Origin of the sequence: Riemerella anatipestifer, assembly GCF_035666175.1 — a bacterium.
In the GTDB taxonomy this organism is placed as follows: Bacteria; Bacteroidota; Bacteroidia; order Flavobacteriales; family Weeksellaceae; genus Riemerella; species Riemerella anatipestifer_D.
Map to the genome: position 1 here is coordinate 1661951 of NZ_CP142016.1, position 23291 is coordinate 1685241.

General features: G+C 33.4%; 23 protein-coding genes. All 23 read left to right on the forward strand.

Annotated elements, in window-relative coordinates; genetic code table 11:
• The 23 genes from VIX88_RS08140 (at position 1) to VIX88_RS08250 (ending at position 23214) form a co-directional block, all read left to right on the forward strand.
• Positions 1-1332: a quinol:cytochrome C oxidoreductase gene (locus tag VIX88_RS08140; protein WP_064970137.1), complete on the forward strand. Its 1332-nt coding sequence runs from the start codon at positions 1-3 to the stop codon at positions 1330-1332.
• 85 nt (positions 1333-1417) lie between these two features.
• Positions 1418-2590 (forward strand): NTF2-like N-terminal transpeptidase domain-containing protein, encoded by a 1173-nt coding sequence (locus VIX88_RS08145; RefSeq protein WP_064970136.1) that lies wholly within the window; start codon positions 1418-1420, stop codon positions 2588-2590.
• Between the two features lie 5 nt (positions 2591-2595).
• On the forward strand, positions 2596-3132 hold the full coding sequence (locus tag VIX88_RS08150; protein ID WP_064970135.1) for an adenine phosphoribosyltransferase: 537 nt from the start codon (positions 2596-2598) through the stop codon (positions 3130-3132).
• Positions 3133-3198: 66 nt separating this feature from the next.
• On the forward strand, positions 3199-3912 hold the full coding sequence (locus tag VIX88_RS08155; protein WP_064964685.1) for a hypothetical protein: 714 nt from the start codon (positions 3199-3201) through the stop codon (positions 3910-3912).
• 29 nt (positions 3913-3941) lie between these two features.
• Positions 3942-4427 (forward strand): 6,7-dimethyl-8-ribityllumazine synthase, encoded by a 486-nt coding sequence (ribH, locus tag VIX88_RS08160; RefSeq protein ID WP_004916130.1) that lies wholly within the window; start codon positions 3942-3944, stop codon positions 4425-4427.
• Between the two features lie 17 nt (positions 4428-4444).
• Positions 4445-5299, forward strand: coding sequence for a neutral zinc metallopeptidase (locus VIX88_RS08165; protein ID WP_064970134.1), 855 nt, complete (start codon positions 4445-4447; stop codon positions 5297-5299).
• Between the two features lie 86 nt (positions 5300-5385).
• Positions 5386-5724, forward strand: a complete 339-nt coding sequence (locus VIX88_RS08170) for a hypothetical protein (RefSeq protein ID WP_064970133.1) — start codon at positions 5386-5388, stop codon at positions 5722-5724.
• Between the two features lie 122 nt (positions 5725-5846).
• Complete coding sequence (locus tag VIX88_RS08175) at positions 5847-6941, forward strand: acyltransferase family protein (protein ID WP_064970132.1); 1095 nt, start codon at positions 5847-5849, stop codon at positions 6939-6941.
• A gap of 55 nt (positions 6942-6996) precedes the next feature.
• Positions 6997-7647: a DUF4271 domain-containing protein gene (locus VIX88_RS08180; RefSeq protein WP_222535074.1), complete on the forward strand. Its 651-nt coding sequence runs from the start codon at positions 6997-6999 to the stop codon at positions 7645-7647.
• Positions 7648-7668: 21 nt separating this feature from the next.
• Positions 7669-8412: a uroporphyrinogen-III synthase gene (locus tag VIX88_RS08185; protein ID WP_014937684.1), complete on the forward strand. Its 744-nt coding sequence runs from the start codon at positions 7669-7671 to the stop codon at positions 8410-8412.
• Positions 8413-8511: 99 nt separating this feature from the next.
• Positions 8512-10560, forward strand: a complete 2049-nt coding sequence (locus VIX88_RS08190) for a S9 family peptidase (RefSeq protein ID WP_064970130.1) — start codon at positions 8512-8514, stop codon at positions 10558-10560.
• A 271-nt stretch (positions 10561-10831) separates the two neighbouring features.
• Complete coding sequence (gene rpmB, locus VIX88_RS08195) at positions 10832-11068, forward strand: 50S ribosomal protein L28 (protein WP_004916140.1); 237 nt, start codon at positions 10832-10834, stop codon at positions 11066-11068.
• A gap of 10 nt (positions 11069-11078) precedes the next feature.
• On the forward strand, positions 11079-11261 hold the full coding sequence (gene rpmG / locus VIX88_RS08200) for a 50S ribosomal protein L33 (RefSeq protein WP_004916141.1): 183 nt from the start codon (positions 11079-11081) through the stop codon (positions 11259-11261).
• A gap of 22 nt (positions 11262-11283) precedes the next feature.
• Positions 11284-11433, forward strand: coding sequence for a DUF4295 family protein (locus tag VIX88_RS08205; RefSeq protein WP_004916142.1), 150 nt, complete (start codon positions 11284-11286; stop codon positions 11431-11433).
• A 100-nt stretch (positions 11434-11533) separates the two neighbouring features.
• Positions 11534-12490, forward strand: coding sequence for a signal recognition particle-docking protein FtsY (ftsY, locus tag VIX88_RS08210; protein ID WP_004916143.1), 957 nt, complete (start codon positions 11534-11536; stop codon positions 12488-12490).
• 40 nt (positions 12491-12530) lie between these two features.
• A complete protein-coding gene (locus VIX88_RS08215) occupies positions 12531-12785 on the forward strand; it encodes a GlsB/YeaQ/YmgE family stress response membrane protein (protein WP_004916144.1) in 255 nt (84 codons plus the stop codon).
• A 186-nt stretch (positions 12786-12971) separates the two neighbouring features.
• Positions 12972-15491: a type I DNA topoisomerase gene (gene topA, locus VIX88_RS08220; protein ID WP_064970129.1), complete on the forward strand. Its 2520-nt coding sequence runs from the start codon at positions 12972-12974 to the stop codon at positions 15489-15491.
• A gap of 11 nt (positions 15492-15502) precedes the next feature.
• Positions 15503-16567, forward strand: coding sequence for a formimidoylglutamase (locus VIX88_RS08225; RefSeq protein ID WP_064970128.1), 1065 nt, complete (start codon positions 15503-15505; stop codon positions 16565-16567).
• 1 nt (position 16568) lies between these two features.
• Positions 16569-17561: a glycosyltransferase family 2 protein gene (locus VIX88_RS08230; protein ID WP_064970127.1), complete on the forward strand. Its 993-nt coding sequence runs from the start codon at positions 16569-16571 to the stop codon at positions 17559-17561.
• A gap of 9 nt (positions 17562-17570) precedes the next feature.
• A complete protein-coding gene (locus VIX88_RS08235; RefSeq protein ID WP_222535075.1) occupies positions 17571-18698 on the forward strand; it encodes an EpsG family protein in 1128 nt (375 codons plus the stop codon).
• Between the two features lie 16 nt (positions 18699-18714).
• Positions 18715-19818: a glycosyltransferase family 4 protein gene (locus VIX88_RS08240; protein WP_222535076.1), complete on the forward strand. Its 1104-nt coding sequence runs from the start codon at positions 18715-18717 to the stop codon at positions 19816-19818.
• Between the two features lie 28 nt (positions 19819-19846).
• Entirely contained in the window at positions 19847-20728 is an 882-nt protein-coding gene (locus tag VIX88_RS08245; RefSeq protein WP_038693625.1) for a polysaccharide biosynthesis/export family protein, read from the forward strand.
• A 2-nt stretch (positions 20729-20730) separates the two neighbouring features.
• On the forward strand, positions 20731-23214 hold the full coding sequence (locus tag VIX88_RS08250) for an exopolysaccharide transport family protein (protein WP_214193745.1): 2484 nt from the start codon (positions 20731-20733) through the stop codon (positions 23212-23214).
• Positions 23215-23291 lie beyond the last annotated feature (77 nt).

Below are 23291 nucleotides of genomic sequence, written 5' to 3' on the forward strand. Positions count from 1 at the left end.
ATGTATAGTTTTTCACCAAAATTAAGATTATATTCTATCGTATTCATCATTTTGGGATTGGTGCTTTTCGGTGCGGGGTATTTTATGAATCATGGAATAGATGATGCTAAAATAGAGCATATGATGGAAGCAGTACATGCTTCAGGACACCATAATCCTACTCATTCTAGTGAACTTGTAGGTCCTCAGGATCATACAGCTCATTTGGAACACGCAAAAATGCAAGTGCACAATCAGCCTTTAGCAGCTATTCACTCTGTGGCGGTTTTCTTCTTCGGACTTAGTTGCTGTGTAATGTTTTTCTACTCAGTTCAGCATGCGGCTCATGCAGGGTGGTCTATTATCATTACTAGAGTAATGGAGGCGATTGGAGCTTACATTCCTTACGGTGGAGCGATTCTTATCATTATAATGATTTTAAATGTAACTCATAATGGGCATCTTTTCCATTGGATGGATCCTGAACTTACAGATCCAAACAGTCCTCATTTTGATGTTATTTTATACGAAAAGAAGAAGTTTTTAAATATTCCTTTCTATGTTGTAAGAAATATTGCATATGTACTTGGAGCTTCTTTCTTTGCTTGGAAACTTAGATCTATGTCTGAGAAAGTAGATGAAACTAAATCTTTAAGAGACTACCAAATGCTTTATAGATGGAGTGTAGGTTATATTGCTTTCTTTGGATTTGCTTCTGCTTTATGGGCATGGGATTGGTTGATGTCTATAGACCCTCACTGGTACTCTACTATGTATATTTGGTATTCTATGGTGAGTTGTTTAGCAAGTGCTATAGCTGCTATTATCCTTGTGAGTGTTTATCTTAAGAAAAATGGTTTCTTACCTCAGTTTAATGATAATCATTTACATGATTTAGGTAAGTATCTTTTCGCTACGAGTATGCTATGGACTTATACTTGGTTTGCACAGTTTATGCTTTATTGGTATGCAAATGTACCTGAAGAAGTAAACTATTTCTTTGGAAGATTTGAGTACTATGCGCCAACTTTCTTACCAATGTTAATCCTTAACTTCTTAATACCTCTATTAGTAATGGTAAGTAGTAGTATTAAGAGAAACTATAAAGTGGTAACTACTATGGCAGTGATTGTAATTATTGGACACATCGTAGATTACTTCAATATGGTAATGCCAGGAACAGTAGGTCCTCACTGGAATAACTTTACAGTTCTATTGCTAGTTTTAGGTTCTGTTTTGTTTGTAGTAGGTTTATTCGTATTCGTAACTATGACACAACTTTCTAAAATGAAGCTTATTCCTAAAGGAAACCCATACCTACATGAATCTGAAATTTATGAATATCCTTTCTAATTAGGAAAAGACTATAAAATAAAATTAAAATCCCGATGTATTTGTCGGGATTTTATTATTTTTGTGAAGATATAAATATTAAATAATGAATAGATTAAAACTACTACCAATACTTTTTTTGCTTTTCTTCATAGGTTGTAAAAAAGATCAGGTAGATGGTAGTAATATAAGAGCATTTCAGTCAAGTATCAATGATATGTCTTCGTCTTTAACTACGCTTGAGCAAGTCAAATTTAATGAAGCTCTTTACATTCTTAAGACATTTGGAGTGGAAGCAGATGGAGATATACAAGAGTTGAATGCGTTGTCAAAATTACTTGATGGTAAAAAGGTACCTGAAATTTTAGCTATGGCTAATGAAGTAGCGGCTAAAAATGAGTTAGAATGGTCTAGTACTTCTCCACCATCTTTAGGAAATATGAATATCTTCCAAAGTCAAGAGCCTACTACGATAGACCCTAATGATGTTAAGGCTTCGTCTATTAGCTTACAGATAAACCCTGTTTCTGTTGATAGTGTATTAGGTGCTAGAGCATTACAAGTTGTTCCGAGATTGATAGATACAAGGGGTAATTTAGTAGACTTTTCTAATGCAGGATTAGAGACAACATTGGAGGTTTACAGTAATGATTTAAAGCTGTTAACATCTAAAAGATTGATGACGGATAATAATTTTAAAGGATTTTATGTAAATCTAGCATCTATCCCTCAAGAAAAAGTAACAGGTGGAGTAATAGATATTAAAGTAACTGTAAGAACGGCACAGAAGTTTTTACAAATGGCAAGACGAGGAATGACTGTAAATACCAAAGCATTAAAGCAACCTATTACTGTTGATGAAACTGTACCTACCGAAAGTGGAGATGGAGAAATAAAAGAACAAGATGCGGGAACAGTTCAACCAAAAGAAAATACTCCAAAAGTTAAAACAGACCCTAAGTCTACAGTTAGCAAGTTTTTAAACAACTTAGGAAGTAATAATTTAAAAGCGGCTTATGAGATTTCTTCAAATCCAAAGTGGGGCTCTTACGACCAGTTTTCTAATCCAACATCTGGTTTTGGTTCTGTAAAAAATATTACTGTAAAAAACATTTCAACTCAGTCTAGTTCTGATAATTCTGCAACAGTAAATGCAAGTTATAATGTAACGGATAATAATGGCAATACTTCTGCATTGGAGGTTACCTATACGCTTAAATCAGACGGAAATAGTTGGAAAATTACAAACTATAAAATTAATTCTACACAAAAACAATAGTGCTAATGGCAACTCGAGAACTCATTAAAAAATTAGAACAAACCATTGATAATATTCCAAACTTCCCTAAAGAAGGGATACAGTTTAAGGATATCACACCTATTTTTCTTAATCCAGAACTTTATGAAGAGGTCATAGATGATTTGGTAGAGTTCAGTAAAGGTAAGGTAGATGTAGTCTGTGGTATAGAGAGCAGGGGCTTTCTTTTTGGAATAGCTGTGGCAGTAAAGTTAGGAGTTCCTTTTGTGTTAATTCGTAAGAAGGGTAAACTTCCTCCGCCTTTTATTTCTCAAAAATACGATTTAGAGTACGGCTCATCAGAGATAGAAATGAAAGAGGGACAGTTAAAAGCTGGTGATAGAGTTCTAATTCACGATGACCTTTTAGCAACAGGCGGAACTACTGAAGCTGCAGCAAAACTAGTGGAGAAACAAGGAGCAAAAGCAGCACAGTTTAGTTTCTTAATTGGGCTTAAGGCTCTTGGAGGAGAGGCGAAATTAAAGAAATTCAATTCAGAAATTTATCAGTTATTAGAATACTAAAGCACAGATTAAGTTTTGTGTATCAGAAAAGAAAAAACTAAATTTGCGGACTAAATAATAATCAAAATGTCAGGAAAATACAATAAATTAAGTGAAGAGCAGATAAAAGAAGGAAAAGAAACTGTAGAGATATTTCAGGAGCTAGATCAAACTGCACTAAAATCTGAAAAATTTTTAGAGAAGTATTCTAAATACTTGGTTGGTGTATTTGCATTGGTGTTAGTATCTATATTGGGATATTTTGCTTATCAACAATTTATAGTAGCTCCTAAAAATGAGGAGGCTACAAAAGGATATTTAGCAGCACAGAAAAACCTATCGGAGGGGAATAACGAGCTTGCATTAGGAGGTAAATCTGCGGCTAACCCAGGTTTTCTAGGAACATACCAAGAGTTTTCAGGTACTAAGGCAGGAAAACTTTCAGCATATAATGCAGGTCTTCTTAAATTTAAAGAAGGGAAATATCAAGAAGCTTACGATTTGTTAGATGCATTCAAGTCAGATAATAAAATATTGATGGCACTAAAATACGGTGCTATGGGTGATTGTCTGTCTAACCTTAATAAAGCTGATGATGCTATGGCACAGTATGATAAAGCATCATCTACATCTGATGACCCATTCACATCTTATTACTTCACAAGAAAAGCAGGTTTGGTAGCAATTTCTCTAAAGAAAAATGCTGATGCTAAAAAATATTTTGAAGCTATTGATGAGAAATATCAAGACTATGATGGTGGTGCTTCAGATGCTTATATAGAAATGGTAAAATATTACTAAATTTACATCATAACTCTAAAATAAAAAATATGGCAACTATTAATCTTTCTGATTATAAGCCACTCGATATTAAAAATGCCGATGAGTTCAACATCGGCATTGTTGTCTCTGAGTGGAACGATTTTGTAACTTTCAATCTTCGAGATGCAGCTATAGAAACACTACTCAAAGAAGGTGTGAAGAAAGACAAAATAAAAATTTACTATGTACCAGGTGCTTTTGAACTTAGCTATGCTGCTATGAGACTTTGTGCTAAGCAACGCTACTTTGATGCTGTTATAACCATAGGGTGCGTTATCAGAGGAGAAACCCCCCATTTTGATTATGTTTGCCAAGGTGTTACACAAGGCATTACAGCATGTAATACACAAACAGACACCCCAACAATATTCTGTGTGCTTACAGATGATACCAAAGAACAATCTATAGCACGAAGTGGAGGGAGTTTGGGTAACAAAGGTGTAGAGGCTGCTGTTACAGCTCTAAAAATGGTAGATTTTAAGAAAAATATTTAATCTAGATTAGTACTAAAATGAGATGGACTAATAATAGAGGGGATAATGTAGAAGACCGAAGAGGAAGAGGAGGGATGGTTGTAGGCGGTGGTCTAGGCATAGGAACCTTAATCATAGCTGCTATTGTGTTTTTTCTAGGTGGCGACCCTTCTTCAATTATAGGAAGCGGTGGTCTGGGAAGTACTCAACAAACAGAGCAGAGAGAGTTAACCCAAGAGGAATTACACGTAAGAGAGTTTATTGAGATGTTAATTTTTGAAAATGATACTACTTGGCAGAAAATTTTTTCGGAAAATGGTATGCAATATCGGAAGCCTAAAGTTGTGCTTTTTGAAAGCGTAACACAATCAGGGTGCGGGACAGCACAGTCTGAAATGGGACCTTTCTACTGTCCAGCTGATGAAACTATCTATATGGATATGAGTTTTTTCTCAGAGCTTCAGAGTAGATTTGGTGCTAAGGTTACCGAATTTTCTGTAGCCTATGTTTTGGCACATGAGGTAGGGCATCATGTACAGACCATTTTAGGAACTACTGAAAAAGTAAATTCACTTAGAGCTAGTGGAAAGTATTCGGAAGCAGAGATGAATAGAGTATCTGTGGCTACAGAGCTTCAAGCTGATTTCTATGCAGGGCTTTGGGCAAAAAAAACAGATGAAAGAGAAGGTATTTTAACGCCAGGAGATATAGAAAGTGCAATTAGTGCTGCTGAAGCTGTGGGTGACGATAATATTCAAAAAAGAGGACAGGGGTATGTTAATCAGGAAAGCTTTACTCATGGTAGTTCTGCTCAAAGGAAAGAATGGTTTATGAAGGGGTATGAGACTGGCGATATTCGTCAAGGAAATACCTTTGATGTTTTGCTAAAGTAATTTTATGAAAACATTAACTAAATTTTAGTATTGTTTGGGTAAAGTGGGTCTGGTTTTTGATACTATACCAAGCAAATAATATTAAAATGAAAAAAATACTTATCGCAATGTCATTCGTACTAGGATTGAGTACAGCTTACTCTCAACAAGTACAAGGTTCAGTAACATCTAAAGCTCAAGAAAAAGTTATGAAAAAGGAGCAAAAGATGCAAAGCCAGAAAAAAGATTTCAAAAAGGAATACTCCGAATCTGTTGAAAAAGGTAAAGAAGGAAAAGAGGCTTTTGAAAAAGGTGAAAAAGGAGAACATAAAGGGAAGTTAAAAGCTGATGGTACACCAGATAAACGCTACAAAGAAAACCGTAAACTTAAAAAAGACGGTACCCCAGATAAGCGTTTTAAAGGTAAAGAAAATGATAAAGAATAGGGAGCTATTTCTTTAAAAAGAGTAAGGTTCGGTTGTGAAACAGCCGAACTTTTTTGTGTGCATATATTTCATTCCTGTATTTTAAGACGTATCTTTGAGGTGTTATAATTAAATGCTGGAAAATGAAAAGAGATTTATATATTGATTTTGCAAAAGGCTTAGCAACTTTATCCATTATCTTTATCCATACCACTTTTTGGAGCGGTCAGTATTATATTCCTACGGAACTTAGGGTATTGTCATTGTTATTTGATGTTCCTATTTTCTTTGCACTTAGTGGTCTTACCTCTGGTGGGAATGTAGAAAAAACATTGTATAGGCTACTTAAACTCCAAGTAACCTATATGATTTTTGTAACACTATTGTTTTTTGTAGATTATTTCTTTAAAGTTTTTGGGCTTTATTTTTTTGGTCTAGAGAGTTTGAAAAACTTTTATGCTACTTTTGGGAGCAAGTTTGTACCACAGTCTATAGCTTATTTTCCTCAATGGGAAAATTTAGGAAACTGGTATTTGCACCAATATTCTACTTGTGATACTTTTCCAGTGGTGATGGGTAGCTTTTGGTATCTTAAAGTCTATTATATTTTGACGGTACTTGGGGTACTAATACTTAGGTTTTTCCAGCAACATATCAATTGGTTTATAGCCCTATGTTTTGGCTTAACTTTATTGTTTAATATTTTTCCACATTATTATCCAACAGGTCAGGTAGGGTATGTTTCTTTTTATCTTGGTGTATTTCTCGTGGCTTATAAAATGAGAGGCAAAAGAATAAAAAATAGTCATATTCCTCTACTGTATGGAGCTTTAGCTCTAGTTTTAGTTTGGCTGTTTTGGTTCTATGGAACGGATATTTTCTATAAAATAAATAAACAAAAATTTCCTCCAAGAATACCGTATATTGTGTGGTCGTTCCTTTCTTTGATAACAGTATTTGTACTTTATAACAGGCTTAAAATCACTAAGGATAATTTTATAAACTATATTGGTAAGAATGCCATTTTTTATTATTTTGCACAAGGTATTAGTTCATCATTGGTTTATTTTATGGTGGTTCCTTTGCAGGATAATATCCATTGGGGTGTTTTAATTTTAATGGTTTATTTGGTTAATGTGATTTCGGCTATATTTATTGCAGAGCTGCTTAAAAAGATAGATGCTTTAGGTTGGAATACTTTAACTTGGCTGAGAAGAAAGACGGCAAGTGCTGGTTAGATAAAATTTACTTTTGTGGAAATCTAATAAAGAGTATTTTTGCAAAAAAATAATCTTGATAAGAATTGTAGAAAATAAAGATTGGATTATATACACTCTTTTAGGAGTTGGGTTTTTGTATGTAGTGATGTTTCGTGTTCTTTTAAGTTTAAGGGATATAAGTTTAATTAAATTTTTCACTCTTAAAGAAGAATTTGCTAATAATACCATTCAGTCTTGGGTTGTAACTAGTGTGGGGTTTATTATTTTAGCGGCTATAGCGTTATCTAATATTCTTCCTATAAACCCACGCTTGTTTGCTGAGTATTTTAATGTTTTTGGGTATACTCCTAATAAAGTAGGTAGTATTATTTTAGCAGTAGTTTTTTTGTTTTTTTTTAGAACCGTATCTACCTATTTCTTTTTGGCAAGTATAGGAGAGGTAGAGAGATGGAAGAGTTTTTATTTTTTAGCTACAAAATTCTTTTTAGGCTATAGTTTAGCTCTAATAGTACTGGTTCTCGCTCAGAATTATTTTCCCATAGAAACAGAATGGATGATATACGTGTATGCCGTCTTTTTCTGTATGTCTTTTATTTTTAAAAACTTGGTCTATCTGTTTCATCATAAGACCATTTTGCCAGATGAATGGTATTATAAAATTTTGTATATTTGCACGCTCCAAATTTTACCTTTTTTGGTAGTTGGGAAATTTTTATTCTTTTAATCAATTTTTAGGATTTTAAAAATGTCAAAAATTAAATCTATTCTAATATCTCAGCCTCAACCTGCGGAATCATCTCCTTACTTAGAACTTGCGAAAAAGGAGAAAATAGAAATAGATTTTCGTCCATTCATTTATGTTCAGGGGGCAGATGCCAAAGATTTGAGAACACAAAAAATAGACCTCTCTAAGTATACGGGAATTATTTTTACTAGCAAAAATGCAATAGACCACTACTTTCGTTTAGCTGAGGAGATGCGTTTTTCGGTTCCAGATTCTATGCGATATATTTGCCAGTCAGAGGCTATTGCTAATTATTTGCAAAAGCACATCGTTTACAGAAAAAGAAAAATTAGTTTTGGTGAAAAATTACCCACTGATATAATCCCTTTGCTTAAGAAATATCCATCAGAGAAGTATCTTTTACCTTCTTCTGATATTCTTAATGATGGGATAACTAAGGTTTTAGATGAGTCTGGAGTAGATTGGACTAGAGCTATTATGTACCGTACGGTTAATAGTGATTTGTCTGATATAAATATCAATGACTATGATGTTCTAGTATTTTTTAGCCCACAAGGGATAAAGTCTTTGGTAGAAAACTTTAAAGATTATAAAAAATCTAAATTTAAAGTAGCTGTTTTTGGTAATTCTACGAAAGCGGAGGCAGAAAATGCAGGGCTAACGGTGGATATTATGGCTCCTACTAAAGAAAACCCGTCTATGACTATGGCGATAGAGAATTTTGTAAAGAATGCCAATAAGTAGAAAGTAAGAAATATTTAACATATTAAACTCATTATAAAAAGGTCATCATCTTTCAATATAACGAAATGAAGATGACCTTTTTAGTAAAAATAAAAAATGATGCAACCACCTAAAGCAATAAAAAAACTACAGAAGTTAGTTGTTCATAATGATGAAAGGATAGACCCTTACTTTTGGTTAAACCAAAGAGATACTCCTGAGGTTTTAGAATATCTTGAGCAAGAAAATGCTTATACAGAATTTATATTAAAGGATACTGAAGATTTTCAAAAAGGACTTTTTGAGGAAATGAAAGCGAGGTATAAAGAAGATGATGCCTCGTTGCCGTATTTTTTTAATGGGTACTGGTATATTGTTAAATTTAAAAAAGGGAAAGATTATCCACTCTTTTTCAGAAAGTATCAAACTTTAGAAGCGGAGGAAGAACTTTTGCTAGATGCTAATCAACTAGCAGAAGGTAAGAAGTTTCTAGATGTAGGAAGTATGGCGGTAAGTCCTAATAACAAATTAGCTACTTATTCTACAGACGAAATAGGAAGGCGTATTTACAGTATTTTCATTAAAAATTTAGAAACGGGAGCAGTCTCCAACGAAGTCATAGAAAACACCACAGGTAAAGCTGTTTGGGCTAATGATAACGAGCATTTTTTCTATATCAGAAAAGATAAAAGTCTTAGGGCATATCAGATTTTTAGACATAAACTAGGAACTTCTCCTAGCGAGGACGTTTTAGTTTTCCACGAAAAAGATACTTCATTTGATGTCAATTTATTTAAAACTAAATCGTTAGAATATATATTTATTGCGAGTTCTAGTACGGTTTCAGATGAGCATCGTTTCATTCCAGCTGATGATGTGTCTGCACCATGGCAAATCGTTCAAACTAGAGAAGAAGGCTTAGAGTATGCGGTAGAGCATTATCAAAATCATTTTTATATCATTACCAATGAGGGAGGAGCAACTAATTTTAAATTAGTGAAAACACTAGTAGCTACACCACAGAAAGAAAATTGGCAAACAATAATTCCTCACAGAGAAGATACTTTATTAGAGGGTTTTGAAATTTTTAAAGATTACCTCGTGGTGGAAGAGCGTAGAGAAGGTTTGCTTCAAATTAGCATCAGGCATTGGGAGACGGGTGAGCAATACTATCTTCCGTTTCAAGAGGAAACTTATACAGCTTATATTGGGTTGAATTTGGACTTCAATTCTACAAAATTAAGATATGGATATTCATCTCTTGTTCAGCCATCTGCCATTTTTGAATTCGATATGAATAGTCAAACCCAAATACTTCTTAAAGAGCAAGAGGTTTTGGGTGGTAAATTTTCAAAAGAGAACTATACTTCGGAGAGGTTGTGGGCGTCTTCAAGAGATGGTGTTACTAAAATACCTATATCTTTAGTTTATAGAAAAGATACGGTGCTTTCTCAGGATACACCATTATTACTTTATGGTTATGGAAGTTATGGTCATACCATAGATGCTTCATTTTCTAGAGGGAGATTGTCGTTACTAGATAGAGGTTTTGTGTTTGCTATTGCACACATTAGAGGAGGAGAATATTTGGGTAGAGAATGGTACGAAAAAGGAAAGTTGCTTCACAAAAAAAATACCTTTTATGATTTTATAGACTGTGCCAAATTTTTAATTGAGAAAAACTATACTTCTTCAAAACATCTTTACGCTATGGGAGGTAGTGCAGGAGGATTATTAGTAGGGGCTGTTATTAACGAAGAACCTAGCCTTTTTAATGGAGCGGTTGCACAAGTTCCATTTGTAGATGTGGTTACCACAATGCTAGACGAAGACATACCTCTAACAACAGGTGAGTTTGACGAATGGGGAAATCCTAAAGAAGAGCAGTATTATCATTATATGAAGTCCTACTCTCCATATGATAATATCAAGGCTCAAAGTTATCCTCATTTACTAGTAACTACAGGATACCACGATAGTCAAGTGCAGTATTGGGAACCAGCAAAATGGGTAGCAAAGCTACGAGATATGAAAAAAGATCAAAATTTTTTGGTTTTTAAAACTGATTTTTCTTCAGGACACGGAGGGGCTAGTGGTCGATTTGAATCACTAAAGGAAGATGCTTTAGAGTATGCTTTTTTAATGAAGTTAGAAAAACTGAGTAAATAAATATAGATAAATAATAAAAAACCTTCGGAATATGCTATCTGAAGGTTATTAGTGTGTATAATATCATTTTGTTGTACTAAACTTACTGAAAACTTTGGTTTAGAATGTGTGTTTAATATAGCATTTTTCGTGCCAAAAAAAACAGATGATGAGTAAAATTTAATGAAAGTGCTGGTTTTGAGAATTAATTTAGAAAAATATTTGGCTATGTCAAAAAAACTTCTTTATTTTGCACTCTCAAATATTTAGTAGTAAAAAAGAACATCGAGATATGTCAAGAATTTGCCAAATAACAGGAAAGCGTGCAATGGTAGGAAACCATGTTTCTCACGCTAATAACAAAACGAAGCGTCGTTTTGAGATTAACTTATTAGAGAAGAAGTTTTACCTTCCAGAGCAAGAGAAACATATTACACTTAAAGTTTCTGCTCACGGATTGAGAGTAATTAACAAGATTGGAATTGAGGAGGCTGTAGAAAGAGCAACTCGTAACGGATTTATCAAATAATTAAGAAATCATGGCAAAAAAAGGGAATAGAGTCCAAGTGATTTTGGAATGTACAGAGCATAAAGAAAGTGGTGTTGCTGGAATGAGCAGATACATCACGACTAAGAATAAGAAGAATACAACGGAAAGATTAGAGCTTAAAAAGTATAATCCTGTTCTTAAAAAGTATACACTTCATAAAGAAATCAAGTAATCATCTTTAAAGATATTTTACAATGGCAAAAAAAGTAGTAGCAACCCTACAAACATCTTCTAAGAAGATGACAAAAGTAGTGAAAATGGTAAAGTCTCCTAAAACTGGGGCTTATGTTTTCGAAGAGAAAGTAATGAATGCAGATGATGTAGATGCTTATTTAAAAAAATAAGTATTACTCGTTCTAGTATAAGAAATATAAAAGCTATCCAAATAATTTATTTGGGTAGTTTTTTTATATATTTGTTTCTGTTAATCGTACACAAAAATATATGAGTTGGTTTAAAAAAATATTCAAAAAAGAAGAGAAGGAAACTTTAGATAGAGGGTTAGAAAAGTCAAGTCAAGGCTTTTTTGAAAAAATATCCAAAGCAGTCATAGGGAAAAGTAAGGTAGATGATGAAGTTTTAGATGATTTGGAAGAGGTTCTTATTGCATCAGATGTAGGGGCTCAGACAACTATCAAGATTATCGAACGAATTGAAGATAGAGTTGCTAGGGATAAGTATGTTGGTGTAGATGAACTACATAAGCTTCTTAAAGAAGAAATTACAGCATTGCTTTTAGAAAATCCTCATGCTGATACGGGGAATATAGATGAGGCTAAAAAACCTTACGTAATAATGGTGGTGGGAGTCAATGGAGTAGGTAAAACAACTACGATAGGTAAATTAGCACATCAGTTTAAAACACAGGGTAAAAAAGTGGTGCTAGGAGCAGCAGATACTTTTAGAGCGGCGGCGGTGGACCAGCTGGTGATATGGAGTGAGCGAGTAGGTGTACCTATTGTAAAGCAAAATATGGGTTCTGACCCTGCTTCTGTTGCCTTTGATACAGTGCAATCTGCAGTAGCTCAAAATGCAGATGTAGTACTTATAGATACAGCTGGGAGGCTTCATAATAAAGTAAATCTAATGAATGAATTGTCTAAGATAAAAAGAGTAATGCAGAAAGTAATTCCTGATGCTCCACATGAGGTTTTATTGGTATTAGACGGTTCTACAGGGCAAAATGCATTTGAACAAGCTAAGCAATTTACTGCTGCAACAGAAGTTAATGCTCTTGCGGTTACAAAATTAGATGGTACGGCAAAAGGAGGTGTGGTTATTGGTATTTCTGATCAATTTCAAGTTCCTGTAAAATATATAGGGGTAGGAGAGAAGATGGAAGACTTGCAGTTATTTAATGGCACGGAGTTTGTTGACTCTCTCTTCAAGAAAAAGAGTTGATACTCAGAAAATAAATACTAAATCTTAAAACTATTAAATTATGGGAATTTTATCTTGGCTATTATTTGGTCTTATTGCAGGTGCTATTGCTAAAGCTATTCATCCTGGGAAGGATCCTGGAGGATGGTTAGTAACTATTGTTATAGGTATTTTGGGAAGTATGGTAGGAGGCTGGTTGGGCTCTATGTTGTTTAACATAGATGTTACAGGCTTTAATCTCAAAAGTTTCTTTGTAGCGGTAGGAGGAGCGTTAATTTTACTGGTACTTTATTCAAAAGTAATCGCAAAAAAGTAGAAACATTAATTTGAATACGGTTATATACTGGCATTTCTGATTAATTTAATTATAGAGAGGTTGTTCTAAAATAGAGAACTACCTCTTTTTTTTATATCAAAAAAAGAAATTCTTTCAAGTAATTAAATAAGATAATAAATAGTCATTTGTTAAAAAGTTTATACTTTTGCAAAAAATAAAAAACACATGCCCAAAAACTTAGTCATCGTAGAGTCTCCTGCAAAGGCGAAAACTATCCAAAAATATTTAGGTAAAGATTTTGAAGTATTGTCTAGTTTTGGACACATTAGGGATTTGCCTAAAAAAGGGATGGGGATTAATCTTAATACCTTTACTCCAGAATATGAGGTGTCTACGGACAAAAAGAAGTTGGTGTCGGATTTAAAAGCAGCAGCGAAGAAAGCGGATATGGTATGGCTAGCATCTGATGAGGACCGAGAGGGAGAAGCTATTGCTTGGCATCTGGCTCAAGAGCTTAAGTTAAAGGATGAAAAAATAAAAAGAATTGTGTTCCACGAAATTACTAAAAATGCAATTCTAAAAGCTATAGAAAATCCTAGAAATATAGATAAAAACTTAGTGAACGCTCAACAGGCTAGGCGTGTTTTGGATAGGATAGTAGGTTTTGAAATGTCTCCCGTCCTTTGGAAGAAAGTAAAAACAGGACTTTCTGCGGGCAGAGTTCAGTCGGTTGCAGTTAGGCTTATCGTAGAAAAAGAAAAGGAAATACAAGACTTTGTTCCTAACTCCTATTATAAAACAGAAGGGAAGTTTTTAAACGCTGATAATCAAGAAATATCAGCTCAGTTGAAAAAGAGCTTTTTTGAAGAGTCAGAGGCGAAAGAATTTTTAACCTTAGCGAAAAATACAGCGTTTAAAGTTCTTAATATAGAAAAAAAGCCAGGTAAAAGAACAGCTTCTGCTCCTTTTACGACTTCAACTTTACAACAAGAAGCGAGTAATCGCCTAGGTTATGGAGTTACCACTACGATGAGGGTGGCTCAGCGATTATACGAGGAAGGGTATATTACTTATATGAGAACCGATTCGGTTAATTTATCTCAAGAAGCGATAGAGGGAGCCAAAGAACAAATTATCAAAGAATTTGGGCAGGAATACTCTGAACCGAGAAACTATACTACTAAATCATCTTCTGCACAGGAAGCTCACGAGGCTATTCGTCCTACGGATTTCAAACTAAAAACAGTTGCGGGAGATACTCAACTTAATAGGCTTTATCAGCTCATCTATAAGAGAACGCTGGCTAGCCAAATGGCAAATGCTCAAATAGAAAAAACCGTTGTTGAGATAGGTAATCCAAAGTTGCCGTATAATTTTGAAGCTCAGGGGGAGGTTATTGTATTCGATGGTTTTTTAAAGGTTTATGGTATATTAAAATCGGAGGAAGAAGATGCAGAAGATACCGAAAAAGCTTTACCAAAGGTAAGTGTTGGGGAGAGTTTAACTTATCAAAATATCATTTCCGTTCAGAAGTTCACTCGCCCACCTGCACGATATACAGAGGCAGGGCTTGTGAAGAAACTTGAAGAATTGGGTATTGGTAGACCTTCTACTTACGCTCCAACCATACAAACCATACAAAATAGAGAGTATGTAGATAAAAAAGAGATTGCTCCGCAGGAAAGGGAAGTTATTAAACTTAACCTCACTTCAAATAAGATAGATAGAAAGGTTTTAACCGAAAATTACGGTGGAGATAAAAATAAATTTGTACCTACGGATATAGGTATTGTAGTTAATGATTTCTTAACCAAAAATTTTGCAGAAGTTTTAGATTACGGTTTTACGGCTAAGGTGGAACAAGATTTTGATGACATTGCGAACGGTGATGAAAAATGGAAGGAGGTGCTTTCAGGGTTTTATGAAAAATTCCATGATAAAATAGAAGATGTAGAGGAAAATGCAGATAGAGCGAATGGAGAGAGAATTTTAGGGGAAGACCCTAAAACGGGAAAGACGGTTTTAGTGAGAATTGGTAGATATGGAGCTATGGCTCAGCTAGGAGATAGTGATGATGATAATCCCATTTACTCTTCGTTATTGTCCCGCCAGAATATCAATACCATCACATTAGAAGAAGCCTTAGACTTGTTTAAAGTCCCTTTTGATTTAGAAAAAGTAGACGGCAAGACTGTTTCGGTGGGGGTAGGTCGTTTTGGACCTTATGTGAAGTGGGGCGAAACTTACATTAGTATTCCCAAAGAGGAAGACCCCTTAACTGTAAATCAAAAAAGAGCTGAAGAGCTGATTAGAGAAAAACAAAAAGCAGATGCTCCTATAACAACATTTAAAGGAGAGCCAGTAACTAAAGGGACAGGGCATTTTGGACCTTTCTTGAAGTATAAAAATATTTTCGTAAATGTGCCTAAGAAGTATGATTTTGAAAATCTTAGTCAAGATGATATTGTGGAACTCATAGAAGCTAAGTTAGAGAAAGAAGCTAACCGTTACATTAAACAATGGGAAAAAGAAGGTATTTCTATAGAGAATGGAAGGTGGGGACCGTTTATCAAATTTAATAAAACTAATTTCAGGATTCCTAAAAATGGAGATGAGAAATACACTGCTGAAGAATTGAAAGAAGTACCTTTGGAAGAGATTAAAAAATGGATTGTAGCACAGGATAAAAATGCCTTTGCAGAGAAAAAAATAACTAAAAAGAAAACCGTAACTAAGAAAAAATAGTACAAATATTCATGACTATTGAAGAGATTGTAAAGCCTTTTCCTTTAGGAGATTATAAACCATGGCAACTGGGTAGTTTGGTATGTAATGAGATAAAAGAAGGTGGAGTAGTGCTATTATTTTGCTCTGATGATAGAGGTGCAGGAGGTTCTGCGGTGGCGAGGGATTTTAGTGCAGTAAGAAAATGTTTATATCAACTTTCTAAGAATGATTTTAACTTTCCTATTTGTGATTTAGGAGATTTAATATCAGGAAAATCATTGGAAGACACTCAGTATATTGTTGCTGAAATTGTTTCTAAATGTATCGCCGAAGGAGCATTACCTATAGTTATTGGTGGTAGCAATGATTTGGCTCTTTCGTTATACACTGCGGTAAAAAATCATAAAGAGAAAATTTCTTATACACAAATTAACTCGTTTATACATTTAGAAGATGTGAAAGAAAGTATCAACGAGCGAAATTTTGTATCAAAAATATTGAGCGAACCTTCACTGAAGAATTATTATCATTTAGGTTATCAAAAACATTTGAACGAACCTCATTCGGTTTCTGTACTTAAAGAGATAGATTTTGAAGTGTTAAGGCTCGCTGATATGATGAACAGTACAGACCTAGCAGAACCTTTCTTAAGAAGGGCAGAAGTGGTAAGTCTTAGTGCTGATGCGGTGGAGAGTTTTAGTGGAGAGTTTTCTTTTCACGCTCAAGTTAACGGGTTGAATAAGAGAGAAATTTGTGCCTATATGAAAGAAATAGGCTTAGGTGAAAACTTAATGGCTTTTGGTTTGTTTAATGTAAATATAGACGCTTCTTATTTGGTTTACAATCAACTTATTGCCCAAATGATTTGGTATTTTTTAGAAGGTCTGAGCATACAGAAAACTCACCCTAAAGAACGCCAGTACGAAAATTATTTAGTGGTAATCAATAATCAAGATTATACTTTTAAGAGAGATACCTTTAGTGGATTATGGTATTTTGGAAATGACGATGATATTTTAAAATGTTTGCCTTGTGCTGAGAAGGATTATCATAATGCTAAAAAGGGGCTTTTGAACCCTAGGTTTTTAAAATAGTATGAAGAAAGTTTCCGTTATTGTTCCTGTTTATAATGTTGAACGCTTTTTAAAAAAGTGTTTGGATTCTTTGGTCAACCAAACATTAGAGGATATTGAAATTATCGTGGTAAATGATGGAAGCAAAGATGGCTCTCAGTCTATTATTACTGAGTATGAAGATAAGTATCCTAATAAAATAAAGGCATTCCAAAAGGAAAATGGGGGATTGAGCGATGCTAGAAACTTTGGTTTAGAACAGGCGAATGGTGAGTATATAGGCTTTGTAGATAGCGATGATTTTGTGAGAGAAACAATGTTCGAAGAGATGTATCATCTTGCAACGAAGCACCAAGCAGAAATGGTAATATGTAATCTACAAAAAGTGAATGAAGCTGGAGAGGTCACTCAGTTACTTACACAAGTACCTAATATGCCTGAAAAAATAGTTCTAGAAGAACATTTTTCCGTTTTCTCTGATATGAGCTACTTTGCTTGTAATAAATTGTTTCACAGTAGTTTATTTCAGAATAAAAGATTTAAAAAAGGAGTTCATTTTGAGGATATACAACTTATTCCTCAATTATTGTTAGAGTGTAAAGTTATTGCCCAAACTCAAACTTATCATTATCAATATTTAGAACGAACGGATTCTATCACTAAAACCCATACAGAGAAAGGTCTGGATATTTTAAGAGCGGTAGAAGATGTGGAGAATGCTTTTGAAAACTCACTCTATAAGCATAAAAAAGAAGAACTAAAAGGATTTCAGATTTTAGAAGGTTTTTATACTTTTCTAGCCTATTTAGCATTTGTTAAAGATGAGCAAGTATATCATAAATTATCCGAAGAGCTAAAAAAATTTCTGTTTAAGAGGAAGATTTCCAAGAAAGAAATACTTAGTTATCGTAGATTTGGAAAGAATTATCTCGTATCTTTGCCAGTTAAGAAACAGGTTTACTATCTATTTTATCTTTTGGGATTAAATCGATTGTTAAGGAAACTAATTCACTAATAATAAACAATGAACATTGTTTTTTTACATCCTATATTTACCATTATAACTATAATTTTAATAGCTTATAGTTTTTTGGAGGTTTATAATTATAAAAATTATAAATCAGTCTGGGTGGTAGTATTTGTGATGATTCTTTTAGTGGGTTTTAGGGCATGGGTAGGAGCAGATTATGGAGCTTATGTACAGATGTATGAGTATTTTGGACAAAGAACAGCATATTCAACAGTCTATAATAAGGCTTTTTTTTCAGGTAATGAGAGATTAGATGTAGAATGGCTTTATGTTTTAGTAGGAAAATATGTTTATGATTTTGGAGTTCCGTTTTTTGTTTTTACATTCGTAATAGCTTTATTATCTATTGTTCCAAAATATTTTACATTTGAAAACGCAGTAGTTTATCCATCATTGAGCTTATTGCTTTATATGTTCCCTTCTTATTTTACAGCAGATGGAGGGCATATGAGACAGGCGGTATCGATGTCTATTCTTATTTTTTCTTTTTATTTCATTAAAAAACGAAATTTACCGTTGTTTTTATTGATGATCTATTTGGCAATGGGGTTTCATAAGTCTGCTGCCATTTTTATTTTAGCTTATTGGATTGCTTTAATCCCAATGACTAAAACAAGAATTATTCTCGTTTTAGTAGTTAGTGCTATTTTATCTCCATTTCAAGTGTATCAATATTTTTCCTTGTTTGATACATTGGCTCCGGCTGAGGTTTATGAGGCGTTCTCTGCGTATGAAACGATAGAGAATAGTGAAGCAACGGGAAGAATAAGCTTTACGGATATGATTATTGTCTTCTATAGCTATTTTCTAGTAACTTATAATGAGGAGGCGTGCGAAAAAATTCCTTATTACGAATATATGAGAAATATAGCGTTGTTTGGAATGTGCTTGTACTTTATATTCAGAGGAAGTCCAATATTCTCTTCAAGATTAGCTATGATATATATGATTTTTACAGTAATGGCTTTGCCTAATATTATTGCTTCAGTAGAGGATGAAAAACATAAAAAATATTTACATTTAATAATTGTTTGTTTTGCTATTTTTTATTATTTTGTATACGGTAGTTTTCAGGCTACTAGAGCAAGATATACTTGGGATTATGGCAATTATTTGTGGTAGATATTAAATTTGAAATATGGCATATCTAGATTATTTAATTATACAACTGGGGATACCTTTATTTTATATAAAGTTAGTAGGTGCTGTTTTTGTGTCTTTGGTATCATGTTTTTTTTCTATTCCCATCATACTCAAAATTTCTAAAAGGAAAAATTTAATGGATGAGCCTGGGATTAGGAGTTCTCATGTGCGAAAAATTCCTAATTTGGGAGGAATAGCTATATTTTATGCTATAGGAATAGCTACCCCAATGTTTGGGTATGAACTGTTTGATTTGTATAAATTTTTATTTCCTACTCTGATAATTTTATTATATGTTGGTGTAATGGACGATATTGTAATTATGGGAGCGTATAAAAAATTATTTATACAGATATTCGTAGCATCACTAATGGTAATAGGTTCTGATGTAAGGATAAGAAGTTTATTTGGACTCTTTGGTATTTATGAATTGCCTTATTTTATAAGTATTCTGTTTACTATCGTTACCATTATAATCATTATAAATTCGTTCAATTTGATAGATGGAATAGATGGCTTGGCTGGAACGTACACTATCATTTGTTGCTTGTTGTTTGGAGTTAGCTACTATAGGTTGGGAGAGTATAATTATCCCATGATTATTCTGTGTGCTTCGATAATAGGAGCTTTAATAGGATTTTTATACTACAATTTATCAAGTAGTAGGAGTAAAAAGATATTTATGGGGGACACGGGCTCAACGATAGTGGGTTTTTTATTAGCATTTACTGCAATATATTTTATAAATATTTTTACAGCAAGTGGTGGAAGAAGCTTATATCACTTACCAACGGCACCTGTCATTGCATTTGCAATACTAATTTTACCAATGGTGGATACACTTAATGTAATTTTGATAAGGCTTTTCAATAAAAAATCGCCTATGGAAGCAGATAAAAATCACATCCATCATAAGCTTTTAGATCTCGGATTATCACATAAAAAATCAACTTTTTATATCCTATGTTACTATATGTTTACGATAATAGTAGTCTATTTTTTTAGACATATAAATATAAACCTACTTCTTGTTTTTGTCTTGATGCTAGGTTTTATGGGAGCATATATACCTAGGTTTATTCTAAAATTGAGAAATTAAAACTTACTTTTGTATAAATATCTTTTCTATGAAAAATATAAAAATATATCTATTATTGTCAATTATATCTCTGTTTTTAGTATCCTGTCTAACGACTAAGGAAGTGAGATACCAGCAACCTAATGAACATCTTGTACTTAATGAAGAGGGGTTGATACCGTATAGTAATGAAGTTTATCGAGTAACTAAAGCAGATATTCTTAATCTTAATATAGTAACCACTCCTAAAGGAGATGCAGCTCAGTTTTACTCCCGTTTTAACACTTCTGGTGGTGAAAATGGAGCAGGAGGAAATATAGGAGGTGCAGGAGCTGTCTCTGGAGGAGGTGTTGGTGTTGCTGGTGGAAGAATGGGAGGTAATAGTAATTTTTATTTTAATGGATTAAAGATAAACTCTAGAGGAAACATAGATATAATGGGGATAGGAGAAATAAAAGCCGTAGGTAGGACTATTGAAGATATAGAGGCAGAAATACAAACTCGTGTTAACGAAAATTTTGTTGAAGGTAAATCTCAAGTAAGACTTAATACAGATGGGATTACTTATTACATATTGAGTGATATAGAGGAGATGGGAGCTCTTACTGGAGAGAAAAAATCTTACACCTCAATGTTAAGTATAACAGAAGCTTTAGCTCAAAATGGTGGGCTTAATAGAACCATAGATAAAAAACATGTTGTTTTACAAAGAAAATATCCAGAAGGTATTAAAAGAGTTACACTAGATTTAACGAGAGATGATATTATGAACTCTCCATATTATTGGATTCAAAATGGAGATATGGTTTATCTCAATACTCGTTCTAAAAGTTTATATGGGTTTGGTAAAGAGCCTTTGCAAACTTTAACTACGGGGGTTTCTCTTATAACAACAGCACTTTCTGTATATTTATTAATTTCAAGATTTTAGATATGATACCAGAAAAAGTAGGACAAAAAACACCTAGTGCACAACCTGAAAAGTCTAAAGTTGGAACATTTGACTTCTTTAATCTTGAATTTTTTATAAAGAAGGTACTAAAAAATTGGTATTGGTTTTTGTTATTAGGTATATTAGGTTATGCTATTAGTTATATCTATAAAAAATACTATATACAATACACTTATGAGTCTAATATATCTTTGAGTGTTTCTAATAATACAGCAAGTTATTTGGCGCCAAGTAACCAGTCTATTAACTTTATATGGGGGCAAGGAGGAAATCAAGACGGATTGTATGTGAAAAAATTACTTTTATCAAGAACACATAACGAATTTATTACTAGAAAACTTGAGTTATACATTGATTATAGCACTTCAGGTAAGCTAAAAAGCACATTTTTAGATAAGAATGAATCTCCCTTCTTTTTAGAAATAGATAAAGAGCACTTTCAGGCGATAAATATTCCAATCACATTTATTCCTAAAGATAATTCTTATACAGTTAATTTGCCAGAGGATTTACCCAACTACCTATATAGTTATAAAACTGAAGATTTTCATCCTTTAAAAGAAACATATAAAAAAGAGGTTCAAAAAAATATAAAATTAAACGAGTGGTATGAGTCTCCTTACTTTAGGTTTAGATTGATAAAAAATCCGGTACAACCTAGTATTGATTATAATAACATAACAGTTGTTCTAAGTAGCATAGATCAAAAAGTAAGGGAAAATATAGGCAGTATCAATATAGAGTTTGATAAGGAGTTTCCTTCTATAATGTCTGTGTCGAAGAGAGGAGCCAACTTAAACTCTACAGTTAACTTTTTGAATAACTCGATTAAAGAACTTATAGAAAAAAGAAAGCAGGATAAGAGCTTAGTAGATAAAAATACAGTTGCATTTATAAAGAGAAATTTAGATAGTGTAAAAATAAAGTTAGACTCTTCTGCACAAAGCCTTAATGGAGTTAGGATTGGAGAAAATATCGTTGATGTTGAAGGAGGTGTAAGCTCCATAATGGAAAAAATAAAGGAGATTGAAAAGAGAAAGGCAGAGCTACTTACACGAATTTCAGCACTTAATAGTATCCGAAACTCTATGAATAAAAATTTAGATGAGGTGATCAATATCAATGCTGCTGGAATAGAAGATGGTAATTTTATGGGTTCTGTTAGTGAGCTAAAAGCTCTTATACAAAAAAGGGAGGAGATGAGGACTATTTATACGCCAAACTCTGAACCTATGAAAGAAATTAATCGTCTTATTAAAGAGGCGAGAGGCAAGTCGTCTGGAGTTGTGGGGAACTATTACAGTATGTATTTGAGTGATATCGAAAAATTAGATGCAGAACTCTTACAATACGAGAGAGAGATAAGAAGGTTTCCTCTTAAGGAACAGAAGCTAATTGATGCAGAGAGAGGCTACTCAATTAACGAAACTACATATAACGCATTGCTGTCGGAACAGGCAAAAGCAGAGATGCGTCTTGCTGTAGGACAGTCTGATATAACGGTCTTAGATTGGGCTAAAAATCTTGGGCAGGGTCCAGTAGGACCTAATACCTCTATGTTTGGAGTAGTACTTATTGGAGGATTGTTATCTATTCCATTTATAATACTACTTATTAGCTCTCTTTTAGATAATAAGATAAGAAGTGTTAAGGAGGTGGTAAAAGCAACCAAAATACCTTTATTAGGGGTTATTGGTAAAAATACTAATGAAAATAATCTCACAGTGATAGAGCAATCTAAATCTTCTGTTGCAGAGTCATTTAGAGGAGTTAGGTCTAATTTGAGATTTTTGTATGACGACGGAGTAAAAGGCGGAAAAGTGATATTGGTAACTTCTTCTATTAGTGGAGAGGGCAAAACATATACCTCAATAAATATAGCCTCTGTTTTAGCTTTAAGCGGTAAGAAAACCATATTATTAGGAATGGATTTGAGGAAACCTAAGATTTTTGGGGATTTTGAAATCAATAATAAGTACGGAATTTCTAATTTCCTGACAGGGGAGATACCAGTGGAGCAAATTATAAATAAAACTAAGATATCTACATTAGATGTAGCGACCTCTGGACCTATTCCGCCTAACCCGTCAGAGTTGTTGATGAGTGACAGAAACACACAGTTTATAGAAGAGCTTAGAAAATCCTATGATTTTATTATTATAGACTCACCTCCAGTAGGTCTAGTGGCAGACTCTTTTGAATTGATGAAATATACAGACGCTAACATTTATGTTGTACGTCATGAATATACGGAGAAGTATATGCTTAAAATGATTATAGAGAAATACCATAATCAAGAGGTTAAACATTTAGGATTGGTGTATAATGATTATCCTTCTAATCAAGGTTATGGCTATGGTTACGGTTATGGCTATGGTTATTTTGATGAGGATAAAAATTATCAAGAACCTATACTTGTAAGGTGGAGAAATAAATTAAAATCAATTTTTAATAAAAAAGGTTAATACTAAAAGGGCTACTTCTAATTTTGGGAGTAGCCTTTTTTAACCCATAATGTTTTGTTATTTTTGCTGTTCAAAAT